This window comes from Halomonas sp. TA22 (assembly GCF_013009075.1).
Lineage (GTDB): Bacteria > Pseudomonadota > Gammaproteobacteria > Pseudomonadales > Halomonadaceae > TA22.
In genome coordinates this window covers 262084-279849 of sequence record NZ_CP053108.1, presented here as the reverse complement: position 1 = coordinate 279849, position 17766 = coordinate 262084, and the positions used below count along the sequence as shown (strand labels likewise).

At 60.1% G+C, this 17766-nt stretch carries 16 protein-coding genes; 12 read left to right on the top strand and 4 right to left on the bottom strand.

What is annotated here, in order from left to right:
• Window positions 1–9: 9 nt before the first annotated feature.
• Window positions 10–783: an NRDE family protein gene (locus HJD22_RS01305; RefSeq protein WP_208656637.1), complete on the bottom strand. Its 774-nt coding sequence runs from the start codon at window positions 781–783 to the stop codon at window positions 10–12.
• A gap of 254 nt (window positions 784–1037) precedes the next feature.
• Here HJD22_RS01305 and HJD22_RS01300 point away from each other — a divergent pair, with 254 nt between their 5' ends.
• From HJD22_RS01300 to HJD22_RS01245, 12 genes are all read left to right on the top strand, one after another.
• On the top strand, window positions 1038–2300 hold the full coding sequence (locus HJD22_RS01300; RefSeq protein WP_208656636.1) for a response regulator: 1263 nt from the start codon (window positions 1038–1040) through the stop codon (window positions 2298–2300).
• 2 nt (window positions 2301–2302) lie between these two features.
• Window positions 2303–3100: a sulfite exporter TauE/SafE family protein gene (locus HJD22_RS01295; RefSeq protein ID WP_208656635.1), complete on the top strand. Its 798-nt coding sequence runs from the start codon at window positions 2303–2305 to the stop codon at window positions 3098–3100.
• A 29-nt stretch (window positions 3101–3129) separates the two neighbouring features.
• Entirely contained in the window at window positions 3130–3954 is an 825-nt protein-coding gene (gene lgt / locus HJD22_RS01290; protein ID WP_208656634.1) for a prolipoprotein diacylglyceryl transferase, read from the top strand.
• A complete protein-coding gene (locus HJD22_RS01285; RefSeq protein WP_208656633.1) occupies window positions 3951–4763 on the top strand; it encodes a thymidylate synthase in 813 nt (270 codons plus the stop codon). The genes lgt and HJD22_RS01285 overlap by 4 nt, the downstream gene beginning before the upstream one ends.
• Window positions 4760–5302 (top strand): dihydrofolate reductase, encoded by a 543-nt coding sequence (locus tag HJD22_RS01280; protein WP_208656632.1) that lies wholly within the window; start codon window positions 4760–4762, stop codon window positions 5300–5302. The genes HJD22_RS01285 and HJD22_RS01280 overlap by 4 nt, the downstream gene beginning before the upstream one ends.
• A gap of 73 nt (window positions 5303–5375) precedes the next feature.
• On the top strand, window positions 5376–6236 hold the full coding sequence (locus tag HJD22_RS01275; RefSeq protein ID WP_208656631.1) for a ProQ/FINO family protein: 861 nt from the start codon (window positions 5376–5378) through the stop codon (window positions 6234–6236).
• A 378-nt stretch (window positions 6237–6614) separates the two neighbouring features.
• Complete coding sequence (locus HJD22_RS01270; protein WP_208656630.1) at window positions 6615–7745, top strand: porin; 1131 nt, start codon at window positions 6615–6617, stop codon at window positions 7743–7745.
• A gap of 275 nt (window positions 7746–8020) precedes the next feature.
• Window positions 8021–9136: an extracellular solute-binding protein gene (locus tag HJD22_RS01265; protein ID WP_208656629.1), complete on the top strand. Its 1116-nt coding sequence runs from the start codon at window positions 8021–8023 to the stop codon at window positions 9134–9136.
• 94 nt (window positions 9137–9230) lie between these two features.
• Window positions 9231–10415, top strand: a complete 1185-nt coding sequence (locus HJD22_RS01260) for an ABC transporter ATP-binding protein (RefSeq protein WP_208656628.1) — start codon at window positions 9231–9233, stop codon at window positions 10413–10415.
• On the top strand, window positions 10399–11286 hold the full coding sequence (locus HJD22_RS01255; RefSeq protein ID WP_208656627.1) for an ABC transporter permease: 888 nt from the start codon (window positions 10399–10401) through the stop codon (window positions 11284–11286). Before HJD22_RS01260 ends, HJD22_RS01255 begins: the two co-directional genes overlap by 17 nt.
• Before the next feature lie 13 nt (window positions 11287–11299).
• Window positions 11300–12154 carry an ABC transporter permease gene (locus HJD22_RS01250; protein WP_208656626.1) on the top strand — a complete coding sequence of 285 codons (855 nt, stop codon included), beginning with the start codon at window positions 11300–11302 and terminating at the stop codon, window positions 12152–12154.
• 16 nt (window positions 12155–12170) lie between these two features.
• Window positions 12171–14141 carry a diguanylate cyclase gene (locus HJD22_RS01245; protein ID WP_248730050.1) on the top strand — a complete coding sequence of 657 codons (1971 nt, stop codon included), beginning with the start codon at window positions 12171–12173 and terminating at the stop codon, window positions 14139–14141.
• 251 nt (window positions 14142–14392) lie between these two features.
• On the opposite strand, the gene HJD22_RS01240 is transcribed toward HJD22_RS01245, so the two are convergent.
• The 3 genes from HJD22_RS01240 to norR all read right to left on the bottom strand — a co-directional run bounded on the left by HJD22_RS01240 (window position 14393) and on the right by norR (window position 17647).
• Window positions 14393–14602, bottom strand: coding sequence for a hypothetical protein (locus HJD22_RS01240; protein WP_208656625.1), 210 nt, complete (start codon window positions 14600–14602; stop codon window positions 14393–14395).
• Between the two features lie 252 nt (window positions 14603–14854).
• The gene (locus HJD22_RS01235) at window positions 14855–16033 is read right to left on the bottom strand and encodes an alpha/beta fold hydrolase (RefSeq protein ID WP_248730049.1); all 1179 of its coding nucleotides are present in this window, start codon (window positions 16031–16033) and stop codon (window positions 14855–14857) included.
• A 57-nt stretch (window positions 16034–16090) separates the two neighbouring features.
• Complete coding sequence (norR, locus tag HJD22_RS01230; protein WP_208656624.1) at window positions 16091–17647, bottom strand: nitric oxide reductase transcriptional regulator NorR; 1557 nt, start codon at window positions 17645–17647, stop codon at window positions 16091–16093.
• Window positions 17648–17766: the final 119 nt, after the last annotated feature.

Genomic DNA, 17766 nt, shown 5'->3' with positions numbered 1-17766 from the left:
CCGCCGGCACTATGACGAGAGCGTGATCTGCAATTGGGTCTCCCCCAGTGGCTCGCCATGTGGGCCATAGCGGCGTTCACTTATCTCGATTTGATCTTTTCGCCACTCGAGCCAGGTGGTGGCGCGGGTGCCGTAACGCTCGCCGCTGATGAAGGCCGAAGACAGAAAGTGTTCGAGTGCCGGGCCGACGCCGGTATCCGGCAGCCGGTGCATATCCGTGACGACCGTGGTGTCATGCATCGCCTCGAGCGCTGCATCGGGCCAGGTATCAGTGGCAAGGCTCTCTGCCAGACGTGAACGGGCGAGCTCGAGCTTGGGCCAGGGGGTGTCGAGGCTGGCATTGGAGAGGCCATAGAGTCCCGCCGGCAACCGCTGCAACGTCACGTCTCGGTATCCACGATGCAGGTGCCATAGCGTCTGGCCGTCGCCGGTCAGCAGGTTGAAGCCGCCATAGCGGTAGGCCTCGCCCGCGCCGAGCCGCTCGAGCCACTGTTGGGGCTCCATCTGCGTCAACGCGTCACGTACCAGCCAGCCCCGGCTTGGTGCGTTGGCTAGCGTCTCGATACGCGGATCGCGAACGTTGGTGACGGCGGCGAAGCGACCTTGCCGATGTAGCGCAAGCCAGCTGCCGCCGGCCTCCAGGTCACGCCCGCCAATGATGTCCGGCTCCTCTTGCCATGGCGCCAGCGCGGCCGTGGCGCGATCGTGGCGTTCGTCCCGGTTGGCGATCAAGCGCAGCGGTATCGGGGTGCCGGGGCGGTAATCGAAGGCAATGAGACACATGAAGTAGGTTTACCTTGAGCTAAGCGCGTTGCGAAACGGTGCGATGACAGCGCCGCTGCCTCGACGTACACTCATCAGCTTCCTCTACCGAACCCTATTGAGCGACAGGGAAGCGAATGCGAGTCGAAACGAGCACGAACAGGCTCTGGCGTCAGCTGATATGGCCCGTGCTATGGCCGATGCTGTTGGCTCAGATAGGGCTGTTGGCGCTTTGCGCCCTGACTTGGCTGAGTCTGTGGTATACCGACAATGACTTGCAAGACAGCTGGGATACGCTGACCTGGTTGCTGGCCGCGCTTGTCTTGGGCAGCAGCCTCTGCATCGGTACCTTCCTGCTGCTGCTGCGCCACCGCTTGCAAGCCTGGGAGAGTGCATTCGGGATGCCCTATGAGCGCCTCGAGCGGGTGATACGAGACGTCCACAAGGAGCTTCCTCCCTGGCTCAAGATCAAGCGGCTGTTGCCGGTGGGGCGTCCCGGCGATGGTCAGGTGGCACGCTTGGATGCGCTGCTCGATAGCCTCGAGGTGCTGCTCGAGCGCCTGGCCAACCGCCCGCAATTGATCGAGATGCTAGAGCGTCTGCCACAGCCCGCATTCCTTTCCCGCCACGAGGTGCTGGTCGAGGCCAACACCGCCTTCGAGAAGATAATGGGAAGATCGCTTTCCGAGCTACGCGGTCTCGAGGTCTCCTACCTGATCCGTCATGACGACAGCCTCGACGACTCCCCCGATACGGTTCGGGTACATGACGGCGAAGGCCAGTGGCAGAGCTACCGGCTGATCGGCGTTGCCGACGAGAACGGCCACCGACTGGGCTTGCTTGATGACGTCTACGACCAGCGCCAGCGCCTGGCTCAGGTCAAGCTCTCTCGCGATCAGGCGCGCGAGGAGTCGCGTCTCAAGTCGAGCTATCTGGGCGTGCTGCACAAGGAGCTGCACACCCTGATGGATGACCTGGCCAGGCAGGAGGGAGTAGTGCTCACGGGTACCGGCGAGCAGCTCAGCGAGCGACTTGCGGGCCTGCTGATCCTGGTTACCCGGCTTGTCGAGTCGCCGGAATCGCCACGGCTGGCGAGCCAGGAGGGGGCAGCGAGCGTTCCAGTGCCTCTGCTGAGTCGGGCACGGGTCTTGATCGTCGATGATGGACCTGTCAACAGCATGCTGGCGTGCCAGGTGCTCGAAGCGCAGGGCGCGCAGGTCGATACGGCCCAGGATGGTCCTCAGGCACTGCGCCTGGCGCAGCGCAACGAGTACGATTTGGTGTTCATGGATATTTTCATGCCCGGTCCGGACGGCATGGAGACCAGCCGCCGGTGGCGCCAGGGCGAAGTCGAAAGGGGCCAGGACAGACCCAGCACCCTTATCGCATTGACTGCCAATGCCGATGACGATGATCGGCAGCAGTATCTGGATGCCGGCATGGACGACTTCCTGGCCAAGCCCTATCGGCCGCAGGTGCTGGTTGACATGGCGGCGCGCTGGATGACCACGAGAAAAGCACGGGGCGGGCACCAATAGCGATGGAAATGGTAACGATAATAGCGGGTTATCTGGCGTTGGGGGCCGTGGCGGGAACCATGGCGGGGCTGTTCGGCGTGGGCGGCGGGTTGATCATCGTGCCCGCGCTGGTGTTTGCCTTCGGGCTGCAAGGGGTTGACCCCGCAGTGGCAATGCATCTGGCGGTCGGAACGTCGCTTGCCACCATCGTGGTGACCGGGTCCTCTTCGAGCATCGGGCATATCCGCAAGGGCAGCTTTCGACGCGACTGGTTCATGGCGCTATTGCCAGGCTTGCTGCTTGGCGCCATTGCCGGTGTCTTCGTCGCCGGCGCTCTCTCAGCCGGATTGTTGGGCACGTTATTCGGCGTTTTCGTGCTGCTCGTCGCGCTGCGCCTGGCAATCAAGGCAGGTCCGCGGCCGGGAAAGGCGGCACCGGGACGACTTGGCATGAGCGTCGCCGGTGTCGTGATCGGTGGCGTTTCGGCGCTGTTCGGTATCGGTGGCGGCACGCTCAGTGTGCCCTGGCTGTCACGCTGTGGTGCGAAAATGACCGAGGCGGTAGGGACCTCCGCGGTATGCGGGGTGCCGATCGCGCTGTTCGGCGCCTTGACCTTCATCGTCGTGGGTTGGGGAAATTCCGCACTTCCCGCGTGGAGTACCGGCTTCGTGCTCTGGTCCGCCTTTCTGGGTATCGTGATCACCAGTGTGCCCTTTGCTCGCCTCGGCGTTAAGTTGGCTCACATACTGTCGGCCAGGGTGCTGCGGCTGAGCTTTGCCTCGCTGCTGGCAGTCGTCGGGATCCGTTTTCTCGTGGGCTGAGTGCCCGTTCATTTTCCAAAGAGTGTCACTTGATGAACTATCCCGATATCGATCCCATCGCTATCTCCCTGGGGCCGCTTGCCATTCACTGGTATGGCCTGATGTACGTGGTCGGCTTCGCCGGCGCCTGGTGGCTTGGCCGTCTGCGCGCCGAGCGCATCGGCCTCAATGCCGATGACATTGGCGACATGATATTCTATGGCGCCCTGGGCGTGGTGATCGGGGGGCGGGTCGGTTATGCGCTGTTCTATGGCATGGAGCGGTTGCTCGACAATCCGTTGTGGCTGTTCCAGGTATGGGATGGCGGCATGAGTTTTCACGGCGGTCTGCTTGGGGTGCTGCTGGCGGCGCTCTACCTTGCCCGCAAGAAGCGTCTGGCCTTCTTCACGCTGACCGACTTCGTTGCCCCCCTGGTGACGATCGGGCTTGGAACCGGTCGGATCGGCAATTTCATCAATCGTGAGCTACCCGGGCGGGTGACTGACTTGCCCTGGGGCATGCCGTTTCCGGGCATGGGCCCAGAGCCGCGCCACCCCTCGGCACTCTACGAAGCGTTACTCGAAGGTCTGGTGCTGTTCGTCGTTCTGTGGCTCGTCTCCGCCACGCCGCGCCGGCGCGGGCTGATATCCGGGCTGTTCCTGGTGCTGTATGGCGTGTTCCGCTTTGGCGTTGAATTCGTCCGCTTGCCCGATGCGCATATCGGCTTTATCGCCTTCGGATGGGTCACCATGGGGATGCTGCTCAGCCTGCCGATGATTGTGGTAGGGGGCGGCTTGATCGCCTGGTCGCGCCATCAACCGGTAGATGGCAAAATCTCTGCCCCAGTCGCCGAAACAGGGGGAAAGTCGTCATGAGCGCCGAAGCATTGGAGCAACCCTACCTCGACCTGATGCGTCATGTCCTGAACCATGGCGTAACCAAGGAGGACCGCACCGGAGTCGGTACCCGCAGCGTGTTCGGCCATCAGATGCGTTTCGACTTGGCGCGGGGCTTCCCGCTGGTCACCACCAAGAAGCTGCATCTGCGCTCGATCATTCACGAGCTGTTGTGGTTTCTGGCCGGTGACACCAATATCGCCTATCTCAAGGAGAATGGCGTACGCATCTGGGACGAGTGGGCCGACGAAAAGGGCGATCTGGGGCCGGTCTATGGTTATCAATGGCGCAGTTGGCCACGTCCTGATGGCGGGCATGTCGACCAGATCGGCCAGCTGGTCGAGCAGATCAAGCGCAACCCCGACTCCCGGCGCCTGATCGTCTCCGCCTGGAACCCGGCGCTGGTCGATGAGATGGCGCTGCCGCCCTGCCATGCACTGTTTCAGTTCTATGTCGCCGAAGGGCGGCTCTCCTGCCAGCTCTACCAGCGTAGCGCCGATATCTTTCTTGGCGTGCCATTCAATATTGCAAGCTACGCGCTGCTCACGCAGATGATCGCCCAGGTGTGTGGCCTTGAGCCCGGTGAGTTCGTGCATACCTTGGGTGATGCGCACCTCTACCTGAACCATCTGGAGCAGGCCGAACTTCAGCTGACCCGCGAACCCACGCCAGCACCTCGGCTATGGCTCGATCCCGAGGTCGACGATCTGTTCGCCTTCCGTTTCGAGCATATCCGCCTCGAGGGGTATGAGCCGCATGCGCATATCAAGGCGGAGGTGGCGGTATGAGCGGTGACACGACCAACGACGGTATCGATACCCTGGTGCCGGTGGCGATGATCGCGGCCCTGGCGCGCAATCGGGTCATCGGTGTGGACAACCAGCTGCCCTGGTATCTGCCGGAAGACCTCAAGTTCTTCAAGGCGATGACCCAGGGCAAGCCGCTGGTGATGGGGCGCAAGACCTTCGCCTCGATCGGCAGGCCGTTGCCGGGCCGCTTGAACATCGTCGTGACCCGCGACCCCGCGTTCAGCCATCCGGGGGTGCGGGTCTGCCATGATCTGGCGAGTGCGCTGGAGCTTGCCGACCAGCAGGCGATCATCGACGGCGTCGATGAGATCATGGTGATGGGCGGTGCGCAGATCTATGCCCAGGCGCTGGTCCTGGCCTCGCGGCTCTATCTTACCGAAGTCGATGTCGAGGTGGAGGGGGATGCGCATTTTCCGAGCCTGACGCCGGACGAGTGGCAGGAAGTGCAGCGAGTGGCAGGTCAGCCGAGCGAGGGGCAGCCGAATTATGCCTTCGTCGAATATCGTCGGTTCACATAAAAGCGCTAATTGTCAGGCGCGCCAGGCTGGCACAAACTAAGGCCTTCCCAGGCGGCATAGGCACGGGAAGCGCATGGAGGGCGAACCCTTGATCAATCCAAGCACCACGGCGCTGTTCGATGCTCTGGAGACGCGAGCCGAGCGAGGCGCGGTCTCCTTGGCAGCGGCCCGCGCGACCATCGATGAGCTGCAGGCCCGGATTCATGAGCTCGAGGCGGAAAATGCCCGCCTTCGAGAGCAGGGCGAGACCAGAGCTGCTGTGCCCGCGCGCAGCCAAGGGCTCGCTGCGCTGATGTCCAGGCGCCCCAAGTCGACCCCCAGCGTGCCGCCGGAAGCGCTCTCGTCGGCTTCCAGCGCTTCGTTGCCTCGACAAGTACCGGGCAATGATGACGACAGTGCGACGGCGGAGGTTGCAGGCGATGCGACGTCCAACGTTACCGAACCGCTGAACGATCTTTCCGACGACGAGATGCCAGCCCCCCAGACGCTGCTCGACGAGTGGTATCGGCGCTACACGAAAACCTTCTTCAAAGGCCATACTCGCCCGCTCAAGGTGGGGATTCACGAGGAGCTCGTCGCGCGCGAGCCCTGGCCCGATAAATTGGTGCGCCGAGCGCTCGCCTGTTATGTCCATCTGCCGCGTTACCTCAAGGCGGTGCGCACCGGCGCCGAACGAGTCGACTTGGATGGTGAGAATGCCGGTGAAGTGACCGAAGGTGAGGCGCGCTATGCGCGACGCCAGCTGGATGAGTTGCGCGCCCGCAAGCGTAGCCGTTCTGCGAAACGCTCCCAACACAGTGCGCAAGAGAAGGGGCAAGGAGAAGATAAAAAGCAAGGGCATGAGGAGCGTAAGGAGACCAAGCCGGAACAGGCGACGCGGGGCGAGCGGCTCGATCGCAAGTTGAGCGAACTTCTCGCCAAGCACCAGCGCTGAGCATCTTTGTTAGAACGCTAACGTATTGATATTCGAGCTTGCATGTGTTCGGACACGCGGCGATGATGTTCCACGCTTTGTGTCGGCTCGCTGTTTCTGGGGTAGACGGTCTTGATTCTGCAGCAATAGGGTGATGGCAGACTCAAGGGGCAGGGAAAGGTTCCATGATTTCGTGCAAGAAGATTAAAAACAGTGTTTTTTCTTGTTGCGTTCACGAAAATCCCGGTATAAGGTTTCCCTGCGAGCATTGGACTATAACAAGGCTTCGCTCAGGTGGCGGTCGCGGTATCTGCCAAGTGGCATGAGGCCAGGGCGCACCGGGAAAGCCGACTGCATATGCAGTAACGATCGAAACAGTTAGTAAAGGAATATATCGCAATGAAAAAGACACTGTTAGCGACTGCTATCGCCGGCGCCCTGGGCGTCTCCGCCGCTGCCCAGGCAGCTACCGTTTACGATCAGGACGGCACCCAGGTTGACGTCTATGGTCGTCTGATCATGGGTCTGACCACTGGCGGTACCGACACCACTAACGCCGCTGGCGATACTGTTCGCCAGAGCGGCTCCGACTTCGAAGACTTCAATTCGCGCTTTGGCCTTCGTGCTCGTCACCAGGTCAATACCGATCTGTCCGTGTTCGCCAACGCCGAATTTCGCTTCAACGCTGCTGAGCGTCAGCGTGATGGTGAAGTAATTAATAGCAACCGTAGCACCTTCGTGGGCGTGAACAGCCAGCAGTTCGGTCGCGTACAGGTCGGTAACTTCAACTCCATGTACTACAATGCCGTGACTGCGGTGTTCGATGTGCCGGAAAACTTGGGCTGGGAAAGCATCGGCGGCGTCGACAACAGCTCCCATGGCCGTTCCATCGCCTACTCCACGCCGGTACTGGAAGGCTTCCAGGCCCATCTGCAGGCCAAGCACTACACTGGTAACGATCAAATCGTTGGCGTTGAAGGCGTAGGTGCCGACATCGACAGCGGTTCCACCACCAGCCTGCAGGCCGCCATCAATTACACGTGGCAGGACCTGTACCTGGCGGTCGCCTATGATCAGAACCGCGATTTCGGTGTTCGTCCTGGTGGTGGTGAAACTGGCAACTCCGGTGAAAATATCTGGGGTGCGGTGGCGCAGTATCAGTTCACCCCGGCCTTCAGTGCTCGCCTGGGTTATGAAACTACCAGCACCGACGACGCTCAGTACGAAGCGACTATTCCTGCTGGCGCTACCGCCAACATCGACTCCCAGTACCTGGGTCAGGATATCACCAGCGTTGGTGCTACCTTCGACTACGGCATGGGCGAGATCTACGGTCAGTACTCACGTATCAGCTACGATGCCGCTGACATCAGCTCTGCCAACCGTTGGATGCTGGGCGCCAACTACCGCTTCAGCCAGCCGATGTACGTCTTCGCCGAAGTCTATGATGCCGACTTCGACACCGATGCTCGCATCAGCGACATCAATGATGACGTGCTGTACACCCTGGGCGTTCGCTACGACTTCTAAGTCCAGCTACCCCTCGTCGACTCGTTCGACGCCAGAAGCCGGCCCCTTGGGGCCGGCTTTTTATTTGTTCCTATTCTGCTTCCTCTTCCGTATAAGGGCAGCTCGAGCAGCGTTGAAAACGCACCCAGCCTCTTTCCCTAGCGCCTGCTACTATGTGGTAGTTGAACGCACATTCAATTGTCATAGGATTGACATCGTTTCGACACCGGTCCGAATTACAAAACAAGAGCAATAATACGTGCGTCCCCGCGCACGTTTCTCTCAAGGAGACTTTCATGTCGATCTCGCGTCGTCGTTTTCTGCAGGGAACGGCCATGGCAAGCGCTGCCGCTGCGGTGCCGTCGTTCTATGTCAACAGGGCATTCGCTCAGAACCAGCCGCTGCGCATCTATGCCTGGGCCGGTTACTTCACCGATGAGATGCTGGCAGACTTCACCGAGAAGACCGGCATCCGCGCCACCTTCACCCCCTATGGCACCAACGACGAGTTGATGAATTCGCTGCGTGCAAGCGATGGCAGCGGCTTCGACGTGATCATGCCCACCGTTGACCGGGTGCCCGGCTATCTCGACTACGATCTGATCCAGCCGCTAGATGAATCGCGCATCAACTGGAGCGGGGCGCTGGACAGTGCCATCCGGGGCTCCGCAGTGGGTGGTGTGGTGGATGGCCGCCGTTACTTCGCCCCAAGCGACTGGGGAACGGAGGCCATCGCCTACCACCGCCGCTTTGCCAATGTCGACCGCTCGACGCTGAGTTACGCCGACCTGTGGAACCCCGAGCATGGCCAGGGCGTGACGGTGCGCGGCCATTCGGCACTGGTGGGCATCGGGCTGTGGCTTGAGCGCGAGGGCCGGCTGCCGTTTGCGCTGCTCGACTCCTACCGCACTGAGGAGGCGATGCGCGCCAACTTCGATGTGATCGTTGCCGAGGCGGTCAAGCACAAGCAGATGCTGGTGCAGTTCTGGGATACCGAGAACGAGGCCCAGGCGGCGTTCCGTACCAATGGCGCCATCATCGGCCAGACCTGGGACAGCACGGCGTTTCGACTGGCGCAGGAGGGTGAGGAGATCGCCTTTGCCGCACCGCGAGAGGGGGCCCTGGCATGGATGGAGGGCTTCGTGATCCCCAAGAACGCTCAGAATGTCGACGCTGTCTATGAGCTCATCAACTGGTACTACACCCCGGAAGCGGGGGCGATGTTCGTCGAGGCGACGGGCTACAACTCGACCTCGGTAGGGGCGGCAGAGCTGTTGCCGGAAGAGAGCCGCCAGTTCTTCGAGGACTCCTACAGCGATGAGGACCTCGACAACCTCTGGTGGTGGCCGGTGCAGGAACCTTGGTACGTGACCCTGCGCAACGAGTATCAGGATCGCTACCTGTCGGCATAGTGAGCTTATCAATGTCATGTCTCCCCATGCTCAATGTCATCATGGGGCATGCGCATGGTTGCACAATTCCAATAATCGATGACAAGGGGTATCAATGGACGGCAGCGTCTCCCTGCAGGACGTGGTGATGCGCTTTGGCGATTTCACTGCCATCGAGCGTACCTCGCTTGATATCGCATCGGGTGAGTTCTTCAGCTTTCTCGGCCCCTCGGGGTGCGGCAAGACCACGCTGCTCAATATCGTCAGCGGCTTTCTCGACCCCAGCGAAGGCGAGGTGCGCATCGGTGGGGAGGCGATGGCCGGCGTGCCGGTCAATCGTCGTCTCACGGCGATGATCTTCCAGAATTTGGCGCTGTTTCCGCTGATGAGCGTCTACGAGAATATCGAGTTCGGTCTCGAGGTGCGCGGCGTGGGCAAGCGCGAGCGGCGGGAGGCCTCCGAGCGGCTGCTCGCGCTGGTGGCACTCGAAGGCAGCGGCGACAAGCCGATAGTGGAACTCTCCGGTGGCCAGAAGCAGCGCATCGCCATTGCTCGCGCCCTGGCGGTGGAGCCCAAGGTACTGCTGCTCGATGAGCCGCTCTCGGCGCTGGACTTGAAGCTTCGCCAGCACATGCGTACCGAACTCAAGGCGATCCAGCGCAAGACGGGCATCACCTTCATCTATATCACCCACGATCAGGGCGAGGCGCTGACCATGTCCGACCGGGTGGCGGTGATGTCGGCGGGACGCATCCAGCAGGTCGCCGACCCCATGACCCTCTACCGCTCCCCCCAGACCGGCTTCGTGGCCTCGTTCGTGGGGGAGAACAACCGCCTTGAGGTCACGGTGAGCGACCGCGAGGGTAAGCGGGTGAGCCTGGATGGCGGGCTTCTTGGCAAGCTGGCGGGCCGGGCCATCGCGGGAGCCAGCGACAGCCTGCAAGCGGGCGATCCTGCGGCGCTGTTCGTGCGCCCGGAGCAGTTGCGCCTGCTCGAAGCCGGTGCCGCCTTCGGTGGGCCAAGGCTTGAGGTGACAATCGAGGCAGTGCACTTCGAGGGGGCCTGGCTGATGCTTGACACTCGCCTCGATGCCAGCGGTGAAAGGCTGCGTGTACAGCTGGCAGGGGACGATGCCAAGCAGGCCGCCAGCCGGCTGCTTCCCGGGACGCGAACCACCTTCGGCTTCGACCCGGTGGATGCCGTGGTTCTGCCCGACGACGGTAGCCCGGTGGTCGACGAGGAGACAGGCGAAATCAAGCAAGCCAGTAAAGCGGGAGGCACCCATGTTCCGGCAGCTTAGCCAGCGCTTCGGCTCGCCCATCGCCATGGCGATCGTCACACTGCTTGGCATGTGGTTGATCGTCATGGTGACCCTGCCGCAATTGCAGATGATCGACTACTCGCTGCGCCCCAACCTGCTGCCGGCTCAGGTCGGAGGGTCGGAGGATGGCTGGACGCTGGCCAATTACATCACGCTGTTCAACAACGATATTCACCGGGCGATCTTCTTCAAGACGCTATGGTCGAGCGTGCTGGTGACGCTGCTTACCCTGACGGTGAGTTATCCGCTGGCCTGGTATCTGGCCAAGGTGGCCACCCCGCGCCAGGCGGCCTTGTGCCTTTTGCTGCTGATCGTGCCGTTCTGGATCAACGAGATTCTGCGCACTTACTCCTGGTTCATCCTGCTGGCGTTTCGCGGCCCCTTGAACGAAGTGCTGCTGACGCTTGGCCTGATAGATCGACCCATCCGCTTTCTGAGCGGCGATGCCGGGGTGATGGTGGGCATGGTCTATGCCTATATCCTGTTCATGGTGTTTCCACTCTACAACGCCATCGAGAGTCTGGATGGCAACCAGGTGCGCGCCGCCCGCGATCTCGGCGCGGGGACGCTGCGCACCCATTGGCGGATCGTGATTCCCCACGCCAAGCCGGGCATTGCCACTGGCTGCATCATGACCTTCATGCTCGCGGCGGGCAGTTATGCGGTACCTGCGCTGCTTGGTTCGCCAGGTAGCCGTTGGTTTACCCAGATCATCTACAACTGGTTCTTCGAGGGGGGCAACTGGAACCAGGGCGCGGCCTACGCCTTCCTGCTGCTGGTGTTGTGCATAGGGTTCATGACGCTGGTCATGCGTATCTTCAAGGTGGGCTTGGGGGATATTGCCAAATGAGGGAGTGGACGAGATGAGCGCACAACGTCTGATGGCCTTCGGTCTCAAGTTCTATATCGTGGTGTTCTTTCTCTACCTGTTCCTGCCCCTGCTCATCATGGCGGCAGCGACCTTCAACGATAGCCGCTTCCCGACGGTGACGCCCTGGGGTGGCACCACGCTGCGCTGGTTCGGTGAGTTGTGGGCCGATGGCGGCATGTGGGAGGCCTTGGTCAACAGTCTGCTGGTGGCCGTGGGTGTGCTGTGCCTGGCGGTGCCCATCGGTATCTCAAGCGCCCTCTTTCTCAACACCGTCACGAGCCGAGCCAAGCCGTTTCTCTATGCGCTGATTCTCTCGCCACTGCTAACCCCTGGGGTGATCATCGGTATCTCGACCTTGATCTTCTGGCGTCAGTTCGGCGTAAGCGGGGGGATATTTCTGACCGTGCTGGGGCAGGCGACCTTCATCTCCGCCTACGTGATGCTGATGGTGACGGCGCGGCTGCAGCGCTTCGATCGCACCATGGAGCGCGCAGCACTCGACCTTGGCGCCAGCCAGTGGCAGATGTTTCGGCGCATTCTGCTACCCTACCTCAAGCCGGCGATTCTTTCGGCGGCAGTGATTGCCTTTCTGCAATCCTTCGAGAACTACAATACCACGCTGTTCGTGGCTGGCTACGATACCACGCTTACGGTCTATATCGCGTCGAAGGTGCGCACCGGGCTTACACCGGCGGTCAACGCGCTGGGATTGATCCTGATTCTGATCACGGTACTGCTGGCAGTGGCGTATGAGCTCAAGCGTCGTCGCGAGCAAGGTGCTGCGTTGAGACTAAAGGCACTTTCGCGTCCGCCACGCCTGATGCGATCTGATACACTAGAAAAATGATAAAGGTACTCTTCTGGTGAGCCGGCTTTTCGGCTCACTGCATTTCCGACTTTTACTGGGTATCGGGATTGGCTGGCTGATACTCATCGCCACTATCCTGATGGTTTCCTCGCGTGCCGGCAGCGCCCTGGTGCGTGAGGCCAACTTTATCCATCTGGAGTACGAGGCCTCGCTGATCGCGCGCCAGATCGAACAGTCGGTGGAGGTGCGTCTGGAGTCGCTGCGAAGTGCGGCGACCCAGCTCTCCCCCGGTCTGGGCAACGCCGACCCCCTTCTGAGTGCCCACCGTAGCTTGTTGGATCTGTTCGACATGCTGGTGGTGATCTCGCGCGAGGGCGAAGTGATTGCCGATTGGCCGGTGCTAGAAGGGAGGCGAGGCATCGATGTCAGCCACCGTGAATACTTCTCCTATCTGAAAAACGTCCGTCGCCCCTATGTCAGCGAGCCCTATACCGGTACGGCAAGCCCCATTCCGCTGGTCATGATGGGGGTGCCCTTGTTCGACGTCCAGGGTGAGTTCAACGGTATTCTTGGTGGAGCGGTGAGGGTAGAGGAGGGGAGCTTCTTTGCCAATCTGCGCAATATCCGCATTGGGGAGAATGGTTTTGCTGCCTTGTTCACCTCAACGGGGCGTATCCTCACCTACCCCAACGAGCGGCTCATCATGATGCAGGTGCCAAGCGGCAATTCGCACCCGATTCTCGATCTGGCTCTCTCGGGCTGGGAGGGGGCCGCCGAGGGGCAGATGATCGAGGGCGAGCCCGCCTTGCTGGGGTTCCGCCAGGTATGGTCGGCCAATTGGATAGTGGGTGTCTTTCTTCCCAGCAAGCAGATGCTGGGCCCCTTCGAGACGTTCATTCGCCAGCTATGGGGAGTGGGGCTGATCACGGCGCTGCTGATGTTGCCGCTATTGTGGTGGTTGCTGAAACTGTTGCTGCGCCCGCTGCATCGTCTGGAGCGGCACATCGCGGCAGTGGGCAAGGGCGAGGCGTCGCGGGTGGAGCTCTATACCGGCATGCGGGAGCTGAAGCAGGTGGCGGACAACTTCAATGCGCTCGAGGCCAAGCGCGGAGAGGCGACCTCGATGCTCAAGGATCGCCAGGCGTTTCTGGACTCGGTGCTGGCCTCCTCTCCCATTGGCCTCTTCGTGTGCAATCTTCAAGGGCAGATCGACTATATCAACCCGGCGCTTCAGTCGTTGACGGGTTATCCCATCGAAGCGTATTGCCAGGACAGTATCGTCCATCACCTGCATCCTGCCGAACGTCAGGACATTCTTGACCTATGGAAAGCCACGTTGCGTACGGGACGCGATTTTCAGCGGCAGATGCGCTACAACACGGCATCGGGCACAACCCTATGGCTGGAGATCCATATCCGCCAGGTAAAGGGGGGCAACGTGGCGCTGGGCTATGTCGGTACGGTCAAGGACATTACCGATAGCCGTCAGCGGGAGGCTCTGCAGCTATGGGAGGCCGAACACGATCCCTTGACTGGCCTGCTCAATCGGCGCGGTTTCGAGCGGCGCCTGGAAGAGGCGCTGGTGGCTTGGCAGAAGGCCGGCATCCCTTCCGTGCTGTTGATGTTCGATCTCGACCATTTCAAGCCGATCAACGACGAGGGTGGTCATGCGCTTGGCGATGAAATGCTACGGCGTATCGGTCAGGTGCTGGTATGGGAAGTGCGTCGAAGCGATCATGTCGCCCGTCAGGGAGGGGATGAGTTCGCGGTGCTGATGCCCAGTTGTACCCTGCAGCAGGCGCAGCGCGTCGCCAGCAATATCCTGCGTGCCATCAATGAGGTGAGCGTGACCCACGAGGGCCGTGAGTATCGGATCTCGCTGAGCATGGGAATCACCGCCTTTCTGGAAGATGACCATAATGTCGACACGGTGACCTCCCGGGCCGATGCGGCGAGCTATCAGGCGAAGTCGCGGGGGCGCAATCAGATCGTCCTGGCAAGCGAGGAAGTGCCCGGGTCGCCTTGAATCCAGGCTGAGCGAGTCGCTGTTCCAATCACAGCAGGTGCTCAACCGCAATGCGACCCAGAGATCGAGCGCATCTCCGCCAGCACGACGCAGCTGCCCACCTCTACGTTATGAGGCTACTTCCCGCCAGTTGATCGCCTGATTCCCTTCATGGCTCGACCCCTTCCAATCCTCGATTGGCAAGGGGCTTCGTTTGTACTGCCGCTGGTCACGCCGGGAGTGGGGGTGGGCTGTCGTCCGGCTGATCGGCTTCAACAACGCCACAATTGGAGAAGGGGTTGCTTGATACCGTTGCGCCGAGCCATGTACTCCACTTCGCGTCGAGCATTGGCGATCTGCGCCAGGCTCATGGGGCCATCGTCCTCCTGGCGTCGTGTCGAGGCGATCATGCGCTCTGCGCTGGTCATGCCTGCGCCAATATAGCCATGCTGGTAAACCGTGGTAGTGAGTTGCTGGTACATTGGGAATTCTCCATTGGCGAGAAGGTCGTCTACTAGCTTCGTCGCTCGCTCTGTGAATGTGTCTTCCAATGACGGCCTTGATGTAACGATAGTACACATTTAGTTACATGTGAATGTTTTTAATATCCCGGGCAGGAGTCGACATACGACACTGAGCAGGCCTGAAGACCAGGCCCTGATACACAAGTCGTGAGGGACATGAGAGGGAAAGCTGAGCCCGGAAGGCACTATGGGAGTGGAAAGTGCGAAAGGCTAGTGTCGACGAGGCCCATCCCGCAGCATCATGCACTCGATGGCAAGCTCCCCTGCATGGCCGTGGCAGGCGGCATTGATTCGCACGGGAACTTCCTCCCTCGTTTTGGTGAGTAGCGTCAGGTAAACCTCATCGGCCTTGCCGTGCAATCGCATCATGGGGAAGAAGTACATCTGGTAGAAAAGCACGCTTGCGGGTGTCAGCACCACCTCGATGGACCTGTCCTGCAGCTCTTCACGCGCATAGCCAAGCCACTCGAGCAACGTTTCATTGGCAAGCGAAATCTTGCCTTCCAGAGTAAACGACAGGAAGCCGCAAGGAAGCTTGTGCAGTTGTCTTTCCCGTACTGCCAATCTTGGGATAGGTACGAGATAGGCTTTTATCGATGCGATGACTTCATCGGGATGGCTCATATGCGGGCAGTGGCCCGTTGCCTTCATCAATTTATAGGTGCTTTTAGGCATATGCCGATGAACGTATTCACCCACGGCTACGGGGGCGACGGCATCCTCTGAGGATTGCAGTATCAGTGCAGGGACGGTGGCCTTGGGCAGGTCGTCGCGGTTATCCGAAAAGAAGGTAACCTTGGCAAAATTGCGTGAAATGGTAGGATCAGCAGCGCAAAAACTCTCTTTCAGCTCTTTTACCAGCTCCGGACGATCGCCGTTCTGCATGATGACGGGAGCAAGAAAGTTGGCCCAGCCAATATCGTTTTTATCCATCATTACAAGCAGGTCTTCGAGTGATTTTCTCTCAAAGCCACCCATATAATGGGATAAGTCATCGTTCAGATAACATGGCGAGGGACCAACCATGACCAGCCGTTCGAAACGCTCAGGTTCCCGGATGGAGGCGAGGAGCCCGATGATACATCCCACGGAATGGCCCACGAAGATCACCTTGTGGTAATTCAAGGCCCTTAGGATGTCGAGGATGTCCTGCGCATAACCATTCAGGGTTGCGTATCGTTCCTGGTCATAGCTCTGAATATCCGTGTCGCCAGAGCCTACATAATCGAAAAGAATGATCCGGTACTCATTGGCGAAGGCTGGCGTGACGAATCGCCACATATTCTGATCGCAGCCAAATCCCGCGGCGAATATCATGGCCTGCGAGCCATGACCGGTAATCTTTACATTGTTTCTTAACAGTACGTTCTGCTTGATATCTTGCTGCACCCGGTAAGATTCCTATCGATTCTGACACTGTACTGATGCCGATGGTCTGGCTTGACGTTACTTGAGCCCAAGGCGCTTTCCCAACCGATGAAGGTTGCCGGTGTCGGTCGCCAGTGCTCGTGCAGTTGCCGCCCAGTTATCCTCATGGCTCGTGAGTGCTCGGTGAATATAATGGCGCTGAAAATCCTCGGTCGCCACTCTCAAGGCTTGCCAGCTTTCCTTTGTCGCCGGCAGCGTCGATTGCACTTCCTCATCCAGATCATGCGGGATCTGCTTGGTAGGCAGATCGAGATGGTGTTGTGTGATGCGTACGGTAACCTGGCGTTGGTCCCCCTTGAAGTGGCGTCTCTCCTGTAGCGCATCGCCCAATGCCCGAAGTGCTGCACGGCTTATCGTATGTTCCAGTTCACGCACATTCCCTGGCCAATGCCACACCATGAGCGCGCTTTCGGCATCCTGAGCCAAACGAAGGTTGGAAAGCCCCAGCCGGATGCGATTCTCTTCGAGAAAATTGCCGGCAAGAAGTGGAATATCCTCTCGGCGCTCACGCAGTGGCGGGATCTCAAGCGGAAAAACACTAAGCCGATGATAGAGATCCTCGCGAAATCTGCCGGACCTCACCTCGGCGGCAAGGTCGCGATTGGTGACGGCGATTACCCGGACATCCACGCGTTGTGGCCGCTCGCTTCCCAGCGGCTGTATCTCCCCCTCCTGGAGCACGCGCAGCAACTTGGGTTGAAGCACCAAGGGGAGTTCACCGATTTCATCGAGCATCAGTGTGCCGCCATCCGCCATGGCAAAGTGACCCCGATGATCCTTGACGGCACCCGAGAATGCGCCGCGGCAATGACCGAATAGCTCACTCTCGATCAGGTATTCTGGCAGCGCTGCGCAATTGACCCGCACTAGCGAAGCGCGATATCGCGGTGAGCGAGTATGCAACTGCTGCACGATGCGCTCCTTGCCGACACCGGTTTCCCCATGCAGCAGCACATTCATGTCGGTGGGGGCGACCAGGCTTAGCGCATCGTCAAGACGCCGCATGGCGGGGCTGTGCCAGTGCAGGGGCATCGTTTGTCGCTCGAAGGCGTACGTCTGAGTGATGGGTGTGACTGTACCGAGTCGCGCAGCCATGCATAGACAGGTACCAAGCAAGTTGGCTGCTGCAATTAGCCGTTCTTCATCGCAACCCTCCAGCTGGCCAGGGGTGAGGGTATCCAAGGTCAGTATACCGATCAGGCGCTCGCCATCGCGCAGCGCCACGCCAATACTGTCATGTATTTGGCTGAGGGTGTCGTCGATAAGGCCATCGAAGGGGTTGGATAGAGTACAGTCCGGCCCGAAGCGGCTTACGCCCGGCTGCAGCGCAATCGTTGCCAGGCGGGGCTGCTTCTCCAAGGTAAAGCAACGTCCCCATACTTCGTCAGGCAGGCCGAGCGTGGCAATGGGGCGAAAACCATCCTCATTGACCACCAGCAGAGCGCTGGCGTCGGCCCGGAAGGGACCCATCAGGACCTCGAGCAGTTGGGCCCAATGCTCATGCAGGGTTTCCTTAGATTGGCCTTCGCTCAGTCTGGTAAGCAACCCTTGGAGAGTATGCAGTAAAGCTGTCATTTTGATATTTCTTGATGAGGGATTGTCAATTTGCCAGTGTCATTTTTTCACTATTCCTCTCTTGCGACAAATGAATTGCCTATGTTTCATCTGGCCAGACGGACGACGCCACAGGCCAC